Annotated in this window: 14 protein-coding genes; 6 read left to right on the forward strand and 8 right to left on the reverse strand. The window is 59.0% G+C overall.

Translation table 11 applies throughout. The features are described 5' to 3' along the window. The first annotated feature begins 99 nt into the window (after nt 1-99). From HCK86_RS14350 to HCK86_RS14360, 3 genes are all read left to right on the forward strand, one after another. On the forward strand, nt 100-1,053 hold the full coding sequence (locus HCK86_RS14350) for a DMT family transporter (protein ID WP_176085166.1): 954 nt from the start codon (nt 100-102) through the stop codon (nt 1,051-1,053). After that, nucleotides 1,050-1,670, forward strand: coding sequence for a molybdenum cofactor guanylyltransferase MobA (gene mobA / locus HCK86_RS14355; RefSeq protein WP_176085167.1), 621 nt, complete (start codon nt 1,050-1,052; stop codon nt 1,668-1,670). Before HCK86_RS14350 ends, mobA begins: the two co-directional genes overlap by 4 nt. A gap of 63 nt (nt 1,671-1,733) precedes the next feature. Continuing rightward, nucleotides 1,734-2,555 (forward strand): class I SAM-dependent methyltransferase, encoded by an 822-nt coding sequence (locus HCK86_RS14360; RefSeq protein ID WP_176085168.1) that lies wholly within the window; start codon nt 1,734-1,736, stop codon nt 2,553-2,555. Here HCK86_RS14360 and yidD read toward each other — a convergent pair. Together yidD and HCK86_RS14370 are read right to left on the reverse strand one after the other, a co-directional pair. Next, the gene (yidD, locus tag HCK86_RS14365) at nt 2,543-2,911 is read right to left on the reverse strand and encodes a membrane protein insertion efficiency factor YidD (protein ID WP_176085169.1); all 369 of its coding nucleotides are present in this window, start codon (nt 2,909-2,911) and stop codon (nt 2,543-2,545) included. The two genes, HCK86_RS14360 and yidD, sit on opposite strands and share 13 nt — an antisense overlap. A 5-nt stretch (nt 2,912-2,916) precedes the next feature. Further along, nucleotides 2,917-3,372: an iron-sulfur cluster assembly scaffold protein gene (locus tag HCK86_RS14370; protein ID WP_176085170.1), complete on the reverse strand. Its 456-nt coding sequence runs from the start codon at nt 3,370-3,372 to the stop codon at nt 2,917-2,919. A gap of 160 nt (nt 3,373-3,532) precedes the next feature. Here HCK86_RS14370 and hisI point away from each other — a divergent pair, with 160 nt between their 5' ends. Next, nucleotides 3,533-3,985, forward strand: a complete 453-nt coding sequence (gene hisI / locus HCK86_RS14375; protein WP_176085171.1) for a phosphoribosyl-AMP cyclohydrolase — start codon at nt 3,533-3,535, stop codon at nt 3,983-3,985. A gap of 9 nt (nt 3,986-3,994) precedes the next feature. Here the strand turns inward: hisI and HCK86_RS14380 are convergent, their stop codons facing one another. Next, the gene (locus HCK86_RS14380) at nt 3,995-4,429 is read right to left on the reverse strand and encodes a CBS domain-containing protein (RefSeq protein WP_176085172.1); all 435 of its coding nucleotides are present in this window, start codon (nt 4,427-4,429) and stop codon (nt 3,995-3,997) included. Nucleotides 4,430-4,543: 114 nt separating this feature from the next. Further along, the gene (locus HCK86_RS14385) at nt 4,544-5,275 is read right to left on the reverse strand and encodes a rhomboid family intramembrane serine protease (protein WP_176085173.1); all 732 of its coding nucleotides are present in this window, start codon (nt 5,273-5,275) and stop codon (nt 4,544-4,546) included. Between the two features lie 371 nt (nt 5,276-5,646). Between HCK86_RS14385 and HCK86_RS14390 the strand changes: the two genes are divergently transcribed. Both HCK86_RS14390 and HCK86_RS14395 read left to right on the forward strand, forming a co-directional pair. Continuing rightward, entirely contained in the window at nt 5,647-7,131 is a 1,485-nt protein-coding gene (locus HCK86_RS14390; RefSeq protein WP_176085174.1) for a D-alanyl-D-alanine carboxypeptidase, read from the forward strand. 187 nt (nt 7,132-7,318) lie between these two features. Further along, nucleotides 7,319-7,582, forward strand: a complete 264-nt coding sequence (locus HCK86_RS14395) for a hypothetical protein (RefSeq protein WP_176085175.1) — start codon at nt 7,319-7,321, stop codon at nt 7,580-7,582. A gap of 117 nt (nt 7,583-7,699) precedes the next feature. Here the strand turns inward: HCK86_RS14395 and HCK86_RS14400 are convergent, their stop codons facing one another. The 4 genes from HCK86_RS14400 to HCK86_RS14415 form a co-directional block, all read right to left on the reverse strand. Next, nucleotides 7,700-8,350: an OmpA family protein gene (locus tag HCK86_RS14400; protein ID WP_176085176.1), complete on the reverse strand. Its 651-nt coding sequence runs from the start codon at nt 8,348-8,350 to the stop codon at nt 7,700-7,702. A gap of 200 nt (nt 8,351-8,550) precedes the next feature. Beyond that, nucleotides 8,551-9,144, reverse strand: coding sequence for an OmpA family protein (locus tag HCK86_RS14405; RefSeq protein WP_176085177.1), 594 nt, complete (start codon nt 9,142-9,144; stop codon nt 8,551-8,553). A 118-nt stretch (nt 9,145-9,262) separates the two neighbouring features. Further along, entirely contained in the window at nt 9,263-12,367 is a 3,105-nt protein-coding gene (locus HCK86_RS14410) for an efflux RND transporter permease subunit (protein ID WP_176085356.1), read from the reverse strand. 109 nt (nt 12,368-12,476) lie between these two features. After that, nucleotides 12,477-13,634 carry an efflux RND transporter periplasmic adaptor subunit gene (locus HCK86_RS14415; protein WP_176085178.1) on the reverse strand — a complete coding sequence of 386 codons (1,158 nt, stop codon included), beginning with the start codon at nt 13,632-13,634 and terminating at the stop codon, nt 12,477-12,479. Nucleotides 13,635-14,582: the final 948 nt, after the last annotated feature.

Here is a 14,582-nt window from a genome sequence, read left to right on the forward strand (position 1 = left end):
CGCGCACAGGCGCTAAATCCGAAGGACAATTGACTGATCGTCTATGCGGCAACGGCTTTTCGGGTTAAGCGTCAGTTTCCCGGAACGACAAGGCCCATCATGCGCATTTCCTCCAATATCCAGGGCGCGATCTTCATGATCCTCGCCATGGCCTGCTTTGCTGCCAATGACGCGACCGTCAAACTGCTGACGAAAGAGATTGGTATCGGCCAGATCATGTTCTTCCGCGGGATGATCATCGTCCTGCTGGCGCTGGTGATTGCCTGGCGCGGCGGCGTTCTCGCAAGCGTGCGCAATGTGTTGCAGCCGAAAATCCTGATCCGCAGCTTCTGCGAGCTCGTCGCGGCGATAACCTATCTCGAAGCGCTGCGGCTGATGCCGCTTGCCAATGCCTCGGCGATCCAGCAATCGCTGCCGCTCGCCGTCACGCTCGGGGCGGCGCTGTTCATGGGCGAGCCGGTCGGCTGGCGGCGGTGGAGCGCCATTCTCGTCGGCTTCATCGGTGTCCTGATCATCATCCGCCCGGGTGCGGGTGGTTTCGATACCGGTTCGTTTTTCGTAATCCTGGCGGTTTTCGGCGCTGCATCGCGTGATCTTCTGACCAAGACCATCACCGCCTCCGTGCCGGCCATCGTCATTACGCTTTCAACAGCCATGCTGCTGACGGCCGGTGGTGGCATCATGGGAACGATGGAGGCCGACTGGAGCATGCTGACAGTTCCGATCCTGCTCAAGCTGGTTCTGGCTGCGGCCTTTCTGCTCTGCGGCTATCAGTCGATCGTGATCGCGGTCCGCAAGGCGGACATCTCCTATATCGCACCGTTCCGCTATACCGGGCTGCTATGGGCGGCGCTTCTCGGCATGATCGTCTTCGCCAACATCCCCGATGCCCACGTCCTCACCGGTGGTGCCATCATCGTCGCGGCCGGACTTTATTCCTTCCATCGCGAACGCAAGCGCGGCATCGCGCCTCTGGCAGAGACCACCCAGCCCGGCCCTTCCGAAGGCGGCGGGCTGATCGTTCGCGCCCAGGAAGAGGCCAGCGAAAGATGAACCTGCCGGTCCTCATTCTTGCCGGCGGCGCGTCGCGGCGCATGGGCCGGGACAAGGCAGGAATTGTGCTCGATGGCATGACGCTTGCCGCCCGTGCTGCTGAACGGCTTTCCGGTATCGCCGATCCGCTGCTGCTGAGTGCCGGCGCTAAAACGCTGAAAATCGACGGCGCCATTCCTCTGCTCGACCGGATCGGCGGCTTCCAGGGGCCGCTTGCCGGCATTCATGCGGGCCTGTCCTGGCTTTCAGAGCAGAACCATCCAGCCTCCCATCTGCTGAGCGTCGCCGTCGACACGCCGTTTTTCCCGGACGCTCTTGCCGCGAAACTTGCAGCGGGCCCCCCGGCTGCGGACGAAATCGTTCTCGCGGCATCGGCCGGGCGCCAGCATCCTGTCTTCGCGCTCTGGCCATGCGCCCTGAAACCGGCGCTCGAGGCATTTCTGCTCAAGCCCGACAGCCGCCGCGTCATGGATTTCATCGCCGCCCATCCGCATCGCAGCGTTGCATTCGCGCAGATCGAAACGCCCCTCGGCCCGATCGACCCCTTCTTCAACATCAATACCGATGAAGATCTTGCCACCGCCGTCCGCTTTGCGCCGCATTTCTCACTGCTGTGAAACAGGTTGCGCCACGCAGCGATCCGCCCTAAAGCGAATCCAGGAACGTGTTCGAGGATAACCATGGCAAAGAAGATAGACGAGCAGAAGCTGGCCGAAGCCTATAACCATGCGCTGGCACTGGAAAAGGCGGGGTCCTTCGAGCTGGCAGCCGAAGCTTATCGCCGGGTTCTGGCGCTTGATCCAGACGATCATGGCGGCGCTTGCGTGCGGCTTGCCGCCATGGGCTATGGCGATACGCCGGATAAGGCCCCCGACGCCTATATCGAAACACTGTTCGATCAGCATGCCGATGATTTCGAAGATATTCTCGTCGAAAGGCTCGGCTATTGCGTGCCGCTGATGATCCGCCAGCGTTTCCAGACACTGGAGACCGGCCCTTTCTACCGCATGCTCGATCTCGGCTGCGGCACGGGTCTTGCCGGCGGCGCCCTGCGCGACATGGTCGATGACATTACCGGCCTGGACATTTCCGAGAACATGGTGCGCATCGCCCATGAGAAGGATCTCTACGAGACGCTTTATGTGGCCGAAGTCGAGGATTTTCTCGATGACAATGACGAGGAAGCCTTCGATCTGGTGGTTGCGGCAGATGTCCTGCCTTATCTCGGCCGGCTGGAGCCGATGTTCTTCGGCGTAGCGGAAAACATGGTCGAAGGTGGCATCTTCGCCTTTTCCTCGGAGACCCTGCCCGATACGGTTCTCGGCGAGAAGCCTTTCATGGTCGGCCCGCACCAGCGTTTCGCCCATGCCCGCAACTATATCGAGGAACGGCTGGAAGCGACCGGCTTCGATCTGGTGGAAATCACCGACATCAATGTGCGTTTTGAAAATGGCGAGCCGACGCCCGGCTATCTCGTCATCGCCCGCTATCAGGGCTCGTGACGCCGGCCAAGCGCCCAATAGCGCCACGGCTGATACCAGCGCACCGCCGGATCCAGCGTTTCCGGTACCGGGTCGAACCCATGGGTTCCGCCCGGTCCGCAGCGTGAAACCCTGAACAGCGTCAGAAATCCGCCGCGCCAGAGCCCATGCCGGGCAATCGCCTCATAACCATATTCGGAGCAGGTCGGCATGTGGCGGCAGGACTGGCCGACAAGGCTGGAAAGCGTCAGCTGATAGGCCCGGATCAAGGCCATGCCGAAAAGGCGTCCGGGCGTTTTGCGAAACGGCCCGCGAAAATTACGCGAATGCGGCTTCTCGTCCTGGCGGTCGGAATGATCGTGGCCTGATGCGCACATCGCCGTCAGACCGCCTGTTCCTGCGGACTGTCATGGCTCTTCTCAAGATTTGCAAGCGCCTTGACCGTGGCCTCGAAGGTCAGCATGACGGAGCCGTGACGGGCGGGATAATCCTTGACGGGCTGAAGACAGCGCATCTCAGCAAATCGGCCATCGGGGCCGTCGCCACCGTCTTTCAGCATCGCCCGCATCGCCTCCCGCGCCAGCCGGATTTCCGCCGGTGTCGCGCCGATGATCGTGTTCGCCATGATCGAAGCTGCTGCCTGACCCAGCGCGCAGGCCTTGACCTCGTGGGAAAAATCGCTGATCCGCCCATGCTCGAGCTTCAGATAGACGGTCATGCGCGAACCGCACAGCCGCGACAGGGCATCGGCCGAACAGTCCGCCGCTTCAAGCCGGCCGGACCGGGTCAGGTTGCCGGCATAGGACAGAATTTTCGCTGAATAGATATCGTCCATCATTTCACCATCCTGCAACAGGCGACAAGGCTTTCGCGCTTCCCACCTGACATAGGCGCCGCGTCAGGCCAGTACAATGGCTTCTATGCGGCGGAAACCGTCGGGCGCAATTGCCAAACGCCGCCGAACTATCCTATCTAGTCGAGATCACAGAGGAAAGAGCATGATCCCATTTGATACGCCGCCCGAAGACAAATCCGAACTCGATGAAGCCAAAGTCTTCACCCCGCGCTTCGATGAACACGGCCTCGTGACGGCCGTCGTGACCGATATCAGGGACGGTGCGGTGCTGATGCTTGCCCATATGAATGCCGAAGCGCTGTCGCTGACGCTGGAAACCGGCATCGCCCATTATTACAGCCGTTCCCGCGCGAAAATCTGGAAGAAGGGCGAAACCTCGGGCAATCTCCAGCATGTCGAGGCCATTCTCGCCGATTGCGACCAGGATGCCGTCTTGCTGAAGGTCCGCGTTGCCGGCCACGATGCCGCTTGCCACACCGGACGGCGGTCCTGCTTCTATCGGGCGGTTAGCCTTGTAGATGGCAAGGCGGCGCTCACTTCCATTGACGACCGCCGCGCTTTCGACCCGGCGGAGGTCTATGGCCACAAGCACTGAGCGCGCCGCTTAGCTCGCCAGATAGGATTTGATGTGCTCGGCTTCCATCAGCACTTCGCGGATGCGTGACTTGACCACATCACCGATGGATACGATGCCGGCAAGCTTGCCGTTCTCCTCAACAGGAACGTGACGGAAATGCTTGTCCGTCATCACTTCCATCAACTGGTTGACGGTTGTGCCCTCGTCACAGCGGAACACATTTTCCGTCATCCCTTCGGCAACCGGCCGGGTGAGACACTTATCGCCATGTTTGCCGATCGAAGCGACCAGATCGCGCTCGGTGAAGATGCCCTGGATATGCATGGCATCGTCGACAACAACAACAGCACCGATCCGGCTCTGGTGAAGCGTCGATGCCACTTCCCCGATCGTTGTCATGCGCTCTACGGTGACGACATCGCGCCCCTTTTCATCCAGTATCATTCTGACGGTGATGACCATCTACGCCTCCTTCGCTGAATGCCGCCGCCCTCCCTTGACGGGGACAAGCCATGATGGTGCATGAGAGGCCGGGCAATAGCAAGGAAAAGCGCTCGATCTAGCGCTGATCGCAAATCAGAAGCGCAGGACGCGCGGCGTGCGATGATCGAACAGCGGGAACGCCAGAAAGCCGAACAGAAACCCGCCAATATGCGCCTGCCATGCGACATTGCCGGCATCGACACCGACCAGACCGAAACCGGCGGCAACAGCGAGATTGCCAAGCAGCCACACCAGCACGAAGGCCCTTGCCGTCTTGTTCTGCGCCACCTGGATGATCGACAGACGCGGATTGATGTGGGCATGAACGCTGAAAGCACCGCGCGGGGTGAACACGAATCGGCAGGCCGCGCCCATGAAGGCCGAGACAACGCCCGACGCGCCGATCAGGATTTCCGGCGATCCCCAGTTCAGCGCCGCAAAGAAGAAGGCGGAGAAAACCGCACTGGCGATCCACAGAACAGCAAAGCGCAGCGAGCCGATACGGTTGGCAACAGGCGCGCCGAAGATCGCCAGCCAGATGCTGTTGAAGATGATATGCGTCCAGCTGCCATGCAGAAGCGAATAGGTTACCGGCGACCAGAGCCAGGGAAGCCCCTGCTGATCAAGCGGTAGGGCATAGCGGCCGGCGACGAAGCCAAACCGCGCCCACAGCACAGACCGTCCAGCAAAATCAAGTACATACTGCTGAAACAGGAAGACAGCGAACAACACGGCCAATGATGCGAGAACCGCTGGCGGCAGATTGACCGGCGGGTTTGACGGCGGCTTCTGGCCATGGGGCGGCCGGGAAAAGGGAGATGGCATGGCAGACGATCTTTCCGGTTTATGCGCCGTTCGGGTGTAGCGCAAACACACAGACATTTCAAAGCCCATCCCGTCCGTCAGGCTCTGAGCCCCGCATCGCGATTGCAAGGCCATAAAGCGCATGGTGGCCGAAGCGCTATTTTTAGGTTATAAATTCGCATGTTGACCGGTTCGCTGAAAAGCAGAGCCCCTTTCTCCGTTTTTCAGCGAACCGGTCATCGAAATGGGGGGTGACAGACCATTCCTTAAGTCTTTGTTCACCGTGTTGAGATCAGAATAACGGGTGCTCTGGCTCGCTGAAGGCGCCGGCGCTATCATCGGCGCAGTCTTCGCCAGAAATTTTAACGCCAGCTTCCGCAAGAGTATATCTAATGCTGCAAGAGGCTTTTCGCCGCTTTCGTCTGAAATCCGTAAACGCCGTGCTCACATTCGTGCTCACGTGCATTGTCGTTTCGACAGCTTTTCCCGCTATCAGCGCTGCGGATACCAATGATGCCGCCATCGTGGTCGATGCCAATACAGGTAAGGTTCTCTACAGCGAGAACCCGGATGCGAGGCGTTATCCGGCATCACTGACCAAGATGATGACGCTCTATCTGATGTTCGAGGCCATCGACAGCGGGCAGCTTTCGCTGGACAGCAAGATTACCTTCTCGAAAAATGCCTCGGCACAGCCGCCAACCAAGCTCGGCATTCGCCCGGGTGGCAGCATTACCGTGCAGACCGCGATCTATTCGCTGATCACACGATCTGCCAATGACGTGGCCGTGGCCGTTGCAGAAAACATGGGCGGTTCGGTTTCCGGCTTTGCCAATATGATGAACAACAAGGCCCGTTCGCTCGGCATGACCAACACCCATTACGAAAATCCGAACGGCCTGCCCAACAGCAAACACGTCACCACGGCGCGCGACCAGGCCAAGCTGGGCCTCGCATTACGCCAGCATTTCCCGCAATATTACCAGTATTTTTCGACCACCAGCTTCAAATATGGCAGCACGTCGATTGCCAACCATAACCACATGCTGGGTACAGAAAACGGTATTCGCATTGACGGCATCAAGACCGGCTACACCAATGCCTCCGGTTTCAATATCGCCACCTCGGCCACGATGGGCAACCGCTCGATCGTTACTGTTGTCATGGGTGGATCGACGGCCGCCAGCCGTGACAAATGGGCCGACCGGCTGATCACCTCCTATATGAAGAAGGCTTCGAATTCGCGGAAGAAGAGCTATGTCATCGCCCGCGCCTCGACCCCGCGCACCATTGCGATGGATAAATTCCCGGACAATCCGCCGATCCCCTATCAGCGCCCCGTCGCCGATACCGGTATCGCGCTTGCCTATGCGTCGGCTGACGAGCCAGTCCCTGCACCGGCGCCCTCCGTTTCGGGTCTTTCCGGGCCGCAGGCCGACCTGGTTGCCAACGTGCCGATCCCGACAGAACGCGCGCCTGCCAAGGCCAATAATGACGAACCGCTTACGGTCGAAGACGTGCTTGCCTCAGCCAATCACGCAGTTGACGCCGTGGGCGAAGCGATCGTTCCCGCCGCCAATGCCGCACAGCCGGCGCCTGACAAAACGCTGACGACCCAGTCGATCGGTGTTCAGGGCTGGGTGGTTCAGGTTGGCACGGCTGCCACGGCAGAAGGCGCAAATGCCATTCTCGAACGCACCAAGACCCAGGCTGACGGAACGCTGAATGCGTCCAAGCCCTATACGCTCGCCTATAACAGCGGAGGCCAGCAGCTTTATCGGGCCCGCTTCGCCGGCTTCTCCGACGAAGAGGAAGCGGTGAATGCGTGCCGGGTTCTCAAGCGCAATGGCGTCGAGTGCTGGGCCAGCCTGCAATAGGCGCACCTTCAAGAAATCGCCACAATCACAACAAAAAGCCGCCTTTTCGATAAAGGGCGGCTTTTATCATAAACACATTCTAAAGAATTACTGCTTACTTTCAGTGTCAGCGGTTCGTTCAGAACCGTCAGGTGCATGCCGAAGGCAGCGCCGTCAGAACCTCGAATTGACTAACACGAGGCGTGACGTGACCAGGAAACAACACTCCGATACCCCAAATTCCGCGCCGGGCGATCATCGGCGAAACACGTTCAACCCGCTTTCCGAAGCCGCCGCGCGGCTCGCGGATTATGCGCGCGCACAGGGGCGATCACGGGCACGCGAGCTGGTAGGGCTACTGGTCAGTCAGGGCGCCCGCGCCGCCCGCCACGCCGAGCCGCCAGTCAGGATCCACATCTATCTTCCCGAAGACGAACAGGGTATCCGGCCCATCAATCTCAGGCTTCGCTGACGTTCGCAGCGGCGGCAAGGCCCCAGGGCGGCCCGCAAGAGCCAATGAAAAAGGCGCATCGACCGATGCGCCTTTTCGCATTTTGGAAGCGGCGGGCGCGAGCGCCCTGCCCCATGATCACATTTTGACAGCCGAAATCTGGATCTCGACACGCCGGTTCTGCGCGCGGCCTTCTGGCGTCGCATTGGAAGCGATCGGATACTGGCTGCCAAAACCCATTGCCGAGATGCGCCGGCCGCTGACGCCCGACTGCATCAGATAGCTGGCAACACTGTTGGCGCGCTGCTGCGACAGGTTCATGTTGTAGGCGTCCGATCCGGTGGAATCGGTGTAACCATTAACATTGATCGCGGTGCGGTCATATTTCACCAGAACGGTGGAGACAGCATTCAGCGTCGAGTAGAAATTCGGAACGATCTGATACTGATCGGTGGCGAAGGTGATGTTTGACGGCATGATCAAGGTCAGCTGATCGCCATTGCGCACGACCGAAACACCGGTTCCAGCCAGTGCTGCGCGGAATTCCCGCTCCTGACTGTCAATATAGGCCCCGATGCCGCCGCCTGCGACCGCACCGATAGCACCGCCGATAACAGCCCCCTTGACGTCGCCACCGATCAGACCGCCAGCGAGCGCGCCGATCGCCGTGCCTGTCAGCAATCCGGTACCGGTGTTGTTGTTCACCGTCTGCCCGGTATTCGGATCAGTGGTGGTGCAGCCTGCAAGAAATGCTGTTCCGAGAACAGCGATCATTGCCTTCTTAAGCATGGAATCCCTCAAATTTCGAAATCATCGCGAGTTCAGACAAATATTGCGGCATGTCTATGTCCGAAAGCCATTCTGTTGGCAAATATCGTCGACAAGGCGCTCGTCAAGTGACGCCGAGACGAAAGTTTAGTCTGCACCGCAAAATAAAGCCGCCACCGAACTCGATGTGAGCGCGGTGGCGGCGTCTCTCGAAAGGCAGATTACTTGGTTGCCATTGCCGGCGCTGCGGCAGCAGCTGGCGCGGCCGGGGGGGCGAGCCGGATTTCAACACGGCGGTTCTGCGCACGGCCTTCCTTCGTGTCGTTCGAAGCAACCGGGTCAGCCTTGCCATATCCGGTCGGAATGACGCGCGACGGATCGACACCCTTGTTGATCAGGTAACCCGCGACTGAATCGGCACGCTCCTGCGACAGCTTCAGGTTATAGGCATCCGAACCGGTGGAATCCGTGTAGCCATTCACGTTGATCGCCGTCTGGTTATACTTGACCAGCAATGCGGCAACCGCCGTCAGCGTCGGATAGAATTCCGGAACGAGATCAGCCTTGTCGAAGGGGAAGGTCACGCTCGACTGAAGCACAAGCGCGATATATTTCGGCGTGCGGATAATCGTCACGCCGGTACCTTCAAGCGTCTGCCGGAATTCGGCTTCCTGCTGATCCATGTATTCGGCAGGCGAGCTTGCATTCACGGTGGTCACCGTAACGGTCTGCGGCGCCGTCGCATTCATGCTGTTGCTGGCGCAACCGGCCAGCAATGCGGCAGCAGCAGCTGCGATTATCATCTTCTTGATCATGTCTTCCCCTTCCGGTCCAGATCAATAGTTTTCGGAGCTTACACAAAAGCCCGCCCAGTTCAAACCAGTAAAAGAGGTATTATCCGGTTGAACGCAACCGCTTTTACCGCTTTTCAGCTTACGCCTGTCCGTCACTTGCCGGGATTGTCGAGGCGTGTTGCAGCTCGCGATGCAGCCTCGCCTCCTCGTCAGCTTTCGGCTTGGAGAATCGCGCCAGCAGAAGATAGGCCACCGGTGTGACATAGAGTGTGACAATGGTTGCAAAACCGAGACCGCCGACAATGACCCAGCCAAGCGCGATGCGCGCCTCGGCCCCGGCACCGCTGGCAAGCACCAGCGGCACGCCACCGAGAATGGTCGAAATCATCGTCATCATGACCGGGCGCAGACGCAGATTGGTCGCGTTTTCGACCGCATCCCTGACGCTCTGGCCGCGATCGCGCAACTGATTGGCGAATTCGACAATCAGAATGCCATTCTTGGCCATGACGCCGATCAGCAGCACCAGCCCGATCTGCGAATAGATATTGAGGCTCGTTCCCGTCAGAAGCATTGCCAGAATGGCACACCCCATGCCGAAGGGCACGGTGAAGAGAATGATCAGCGCGCTCCAGACACTTTCAAACTGTGCGGCCAGAACGAGGAAAACAATGACGAAGGCGAAACCGAACACCATCAGCATGCCGGAGGAATTCTCGCTCAACGCCGCTGCTTCCGCCTGAGGCAGGACATAGGCACCGGGCGGCAGAAGCGGTGCGGCGAGTTTCTCGACCTCGGCAAAAGCTGGTCCGAGCGCAACCCCCGTCGCCAGGTTGGAAGACATCGAAACCGCTGCGAGCTGCTGCTGGCGTTCCAGCGTCGGCGCTATCGAATGTTCGGTCAGCGTCGCAATGGTCGACAAAGGCACGATACGGCCATCGCCCGTTCTAAGGAAGATATTCTCCAGATCGGCCGGATCATCAATATTGTCGGTATCGGCCGTCAGCTCGACACTGTAGCTGTCACCGTCAATATAGACATCACCGATCGAATCCCCATCCAGAAGCGCCTTCAGCGCCGTCGACAGGCCAGAAATGCTGATGCCGAGATCCGAGGCCTTCTTGCGGTTGAGCGTGATCGCCACCTGCGCCTGCGTCGCGTCATTGCTGAGCCGCGGATTGACGAAATCAGCATCGGTTTCCATCGATGCCAGAAGGGCGCTTGCCGCCGTTGCCAGCTGCGCATGGCTTCCACCGACCAGCGAGAAAGACAGACCATTGCCACCGCCGCGGATATTCAGCGAATTCGGCTGCATGGCAAAGGCCTGCAGCGCAGGCACCTGCGCGGCAGCCGCGTTGACGTCTTTGGCGATCTGATCCTGTGTGCGGGAGCGCTGATCCCACGGAGCAAGGGTCAGCACCATGAAACCGCTATTGGTGTTGCTGCCGAACCCGGAAATCGAAAACAGGCTGGCAATTTCCCCCTTGTCGATCAGCGGCTGCAGCTTTTCTTCAACCTGCTGCATCCGGTCACGCGTGTAGTCAAGGCTGACACCCTGAGGCGCGGACACACGCAGCATCAGCATCGAGCGGTCTTCCTTGGGCAGCAACTCACTGGTGATGTTGCCATAGGCGATATAGGCACCGAACATCAAAAGCGCACCAAGCGACAATACGACCAGCGGTGCGGAAAGCGCCCAGCGCAGCGTCACCCGGTAGAGCGCGGCGAAGAACATGCCGAGCCGCGCAATCGGACCGGGCTTGGTATGCTTGTGCTCGACCAGAATTCGCGAGGCGAGCATCGGGCAGAGCGTCAGGGCCACGAAGGAAGACAGCAGCACGGCAAAGGCCAGCACGAAACCAAATTCGCGAAACAGCCCGCCCGCCTGCCCCGGCAGGAAGGACAATGGCACGAAGACGGCAGCAAGCGTTGCCGTGGTCGCGATCACCGCAAAGAAAACCTCCTTGGTCCCGAGCACGGCCGCCGCACGCGGGCCCATGCCCTTGGAACGCAGGCGGACAATATTCTCCAGGACCACGATCGCATCGTCCACCACCATGCCGGTGGCAAGAACAATGGCGAGAAGGGTGAGGATGTTGACCGAAAACCCGGCGAGATAGATGGCTGCCAGCGTTCCGATCAGGGCGACCGGTAGCGTGATCGCCGGAATGAAGGTGGCCCGCCAGTCGCGAAGGAAAAGATAGATGATCGCGACAACGATGATGGAGGCCAGGATCAGCGAACGCACAACCTCATCGATGGAGCCGGAAATGAACACCGCATCATCATTCGAAACATGGATGGATGTGCCTTCAGGCAGGGTCTTGTTGAGCTCGTCAACGACCTTGTGGGCGCCCTGGGAAATTTCCAGCGTATTGGACTTGGCCTGACGGATCAGCCCGAGACCGACGCCAACCTGGCCGTTATAGCGCAGCCCCGTCGATGCCGTATCCGGCCCGAAGGTCACCGTTGCGACATCGCCAAGACGCACATTGTCGGCAACCAGAATATCCTCGAATTCTTCCGGCGTGGTGACATCAGCGGTCGCCCGCACGCTAAGCGCCTGCTTGGTGCTGGTGAGATTTCCGGCGGGTACGTCCCAGCTGACATTGCTGAGCGCCGTCGCAATATCAGCGACCGTCAACGCCCGGCTGGCGAGCGCCGCCTGATTGATATCGATGCGGAACACCTTGTCGCGGTCGCCATAGACATCAACGTCGGCAACCCCGGGAACGGCGGCCAGCTTGTCTTCAATCTGATCGGAGACCAACTTGGTGAGACCGTCGAGATCCAGCGTGCTGGAGGTAACGGCGAGGCGCATGACCGGCTGTGAATCCGCATCGGCCTTGACGATTCTCGGGTCGTCGACATCATCCGGCAACTGGTTCTGGATCTGCCCGACCGCGTCACGCACATCCATCGAGGCAACATTGATATCGGTATCGGACGAGAATTCCAGTGTGACACGGCTTGAGCCGGTCGAAGACTGCGATGACATGGACTGCAAGCCGCTGACACGGGCGACAGCGCCCTCGATCACACTCGTCACTTCCTGATCAACCGTCTCCGGCGCTGCGCCCGAAAAGGTCGTACGCACCGTGATGACCGGACGGTCGACATCCGGCAATTCGCGAACCTCAACGCCGAAATAGGCGGCAAGGCCCGCAACCACGATCATTGCATTGAATACGAAGGCCAGGATCGGGCGCCGGACAAAAAGGGCCGTGATGCCCGGATCCTCCATGGCCTCTTCGTCGTTCAGCTTTTCTTCGCCATAAACCTCGTGGGCCACGAGATCCGCTTCATCACTGCCGCCCGGCGGAACATGATCCTTGTCACTCATATCCGCTCCCTCACGCCGCCTTGCGGGACGAAACCTGTTCGCCCGCCTTGCTGCCATCCTGGTTGACGACGTCGACCTCAGCCCCCTCGCGCAGACGCTGCAGTCCCTCGGTAATGACCTGATCGCCCGGCTTCAGATCGCCATCGACAAGGATCAGATCCGGATTGCGGCGAATGATGCTGACACGGGCCTTCTGCGCCTTTCCGTCGACGAGCTGCCAGACATAGGAGCCCTGGGAATCCCACTGAACCGCAAGCGAATCGACCGCTGGATAGGTATCGCCGGCAAAATGCATGGTGACATTGAAGGACATGCCGGCACGCAGCGCATCATCGGCATTGTCGATCTTGGCCCGCACGGTGAAGGTCCGGCTGGCTTCGTCAATCCGGTTGTCGACAGCCTCGACCTCGCCCTTAAACAGTTTGTTCGGCGTCGCAACCGGCCTTGCCTCAATGGCCTGACCGGACTGGATAGCGGCGGCAAAGCGCTCGGGCACGGAAAAATCAACGAGGATTGTCGACCGGTCGTCAATCGTCACGATCGGGCTTGCCGTCGTGACATAGTCACCGGCATTGATCTGCAGAATGCCGGCAATGCCTGCAAAGGGCGCGATAATGTCGCGCTTGGCAAGCGCCAGCTCTGCCGACTGCAACTCAAGCTCGGCGGTCTGCTCGGCAATCTGCGAGGTGTAGAGGCTCAATTCGGAAATGGATGACTTGATCTTCTGATTGATCTGCGACTGACGGGCAGCCGCTTCAAGCGCCACCTTCGCCTGATCCCGTGCGACCGTTTCCTCACGATTATCGAGCCGGGCGATCACCTGCCCCTTGTCAACCATATCGCCGGACGAAATCAGCACGTCCGTAACGGTCCCGGCGACCTGGGGCAGCACCGTCACCGTCTGCACGGCCTCACCATCACCGATTGCCTCGAGCACATCATTGACGACCCCCGTCGTGACAGGCTCGGCGACAACCCGGGTTTTCTGCCGTCCACCAAAACCGCCGCCGCCTCCGGCACCTCCAGCCTTCGAAGCGGACTGCGTGACAGCGCCGCCAATCCCCAGCTTCGCCAGGACATCACGCCCGCCGGGCGCAAGAAAAAGCCAGGCGACAGCGGCAACCGCCAATATCGCCAGGCTGGCCAGAACCTGTGTGTAAATTCGCATAGAAGTCCCCGGTAGGAAGCACCCTGTTCATGCTGCATTGGGAAACAGCCTGTTTTAACAGGGCTTTGAAAGAAATTATGAACGACTGATTCAGGAATACAAGACTGGCAGCGAAACCTCTCCAAAGTTTAACATAGATCGGCGTGAGCGCGGCGACTACCAGATTTTTCCAAAGATACATCAATATTTCAGTACGTTACACCAAAGAACATGCAAACCTTTTCACCGCGCAAGACCGAATTTGCGATACCTGCAGCTTACAAATAATCGTGATCGGTACCGAATTGGTACCTGATTAAGAAATTCCGGTAAGACCGGGTGACCGCAGTGAAAGACGGTCAGCAAATATCTCAAAGAGACACAGCACCCGCAAGACGGCCGAATACCCGCACATGCATAGCTGGTTCAGAAAATTCAAACTGACAATAACTAAATAATAGCAAATACAGCTAGGTATTATCCACATTATAGCGAGGCTAAAATGGACAAAATATCTACAGCTACCAGAACTGCAACGCCCCACACCAACGATAAATTCAAAGATGTATATGACAACCAGAACCGGTCACACGTTCAGAAGACGGGTTTGGGCGGATACAACCTTGACAGAGCCTACGGCCTGACGAGCCCAAGAAGCATGACAACTGAAGCAGACAATCTCAAGAGGGACAATCTGACGGAACTGTACACGAATATTGATAGCCGATACGCCGGCCGCACGACTCGTAACAGCAATCGCTAAGCCGAGAGCATCGGCCGGTTCGATTTGTATTCTGAAGGCAGGTCGATATTCGGAAACGACGTCTGGCCGCGTGATATCCAAGCCCCGTTTGGTCGCGCTGGAAATATCATGCGGCCAAGATGCCCCCTCCCAACGAACAGAGGCGTGGGAGATTATCATCGCGCGCCGATCTCCGGTCTTGGTCCGCGCAGGAAAACAGCACCGCA

Origin of the sequence: Martelella sp. HB161492, assembly GCF_013184775.1 — a bacterium.
In the GTDB taxonomy this organism is placed as follows: domain Bacteria; phylum Pseudomonadota; class Alphaproteobacteria; order Rhizobiales; family Rhizobiaceae; genus Martelella.

What these genes read in the sequence shown, in the direction of transcription:
- HCK86_RS14385 (WP_176085173.1), bottom strand. Translation starts at nt 5,275, where the DNA reads ATGCCATCTCCCTTTTCCCGGCCGCCCCATGGCCAGAAGCCGCCGTCA.
- HCK86_RS14405 (WP_176085177.1), bottom strand. Translation starts at nt 9,144, where the DNA reads ATGATCAAGAAGATGATAATCGCAGCTGCTGCTGCCGCATTGCTGGCC.
- HCK86_RS14350 (WP_176085166.1), top strand. Translation starts at nt 100, where the DNA reads ATGCGCATTTCCTCCAATATCCAGGGCGCGATCTTCATGATCCTCGCC.
- HCK86_RS14400 (WP_176085176.1), bottom strand. Translation starts at nt 8,350, where the DNA reads ATGCTTAAGAAGGCAATGATCGCTGTTCTCGGAACAGCATTTCTTGCA.
- yidD (WP_176085169.1), bottom strand. Translation starts at nt 2,911, where the DNA reads ATGTGCGCATCAGGCCACGATCATTCCGACCGCCAGGACGAGAAGCCG.
- hisI (WP_176085171.1), top strand. Translation starts at nt 3,533, where the DNA reads ATGATCCCATTTGATACGCCGCCCGAAGACAAATCCGAACTCGATGAA.
- HCK86_RS14360 (WP_176085168.1), top strand. Translation starts at nt 1,734, where the DNA reads ATGGCAAAGAAGATAGACGAGCAGAAGCTGGCCGAAGCCTATAACCAT.
- HCK86_RS14410 (WP_176085356.1), bottom strand. Translation starts at nt 12,367, where the DNA reads ATGGAGGATCCGGGCATCACGGCCCTTTTTGTCCGGCGCCCGATCCTG.
- HCK86_RS14380 (WP_176085172.1), bottom strand. Translation starts at nt 4,429, where the DNA reads ATGGTCATCACCGTCAGAATGATACTGGATGAAAAGGGGCGCGATGTC.
- HCK86_RS14370 (WP_176085170.1), bottom strand. Translation starts at nt 3,372, where the DNA reads ATGATGGACGATATCTATTCAGCGAAAATTCTGTCCTATGCCGGCAAC.
- mobA (WP_176085167.1), top strand. Translation starts at nt 1,050, where the DNA reads ATGAACCTGCCGGTCCTCATTCTTGCCGGCGGCGCGTCGCGGCGCATG.
- HCK86_RS14390 (WP_176085174.1), top strand. Translation starts at nt 5,647, where the DNA reads ATGCTGCAAGAGGCTTTTCGCCGCTTTCGTCTGAAATCCGTAAACGCC.
- HCK86_RS14415 (WP_176085178.1), bottom strand. Translation starts at nt 13,634, where the DNA reads ATGCGAATTTACACACAGGTTCTGGCCAGCCTGGCGATATTGGCGGTT.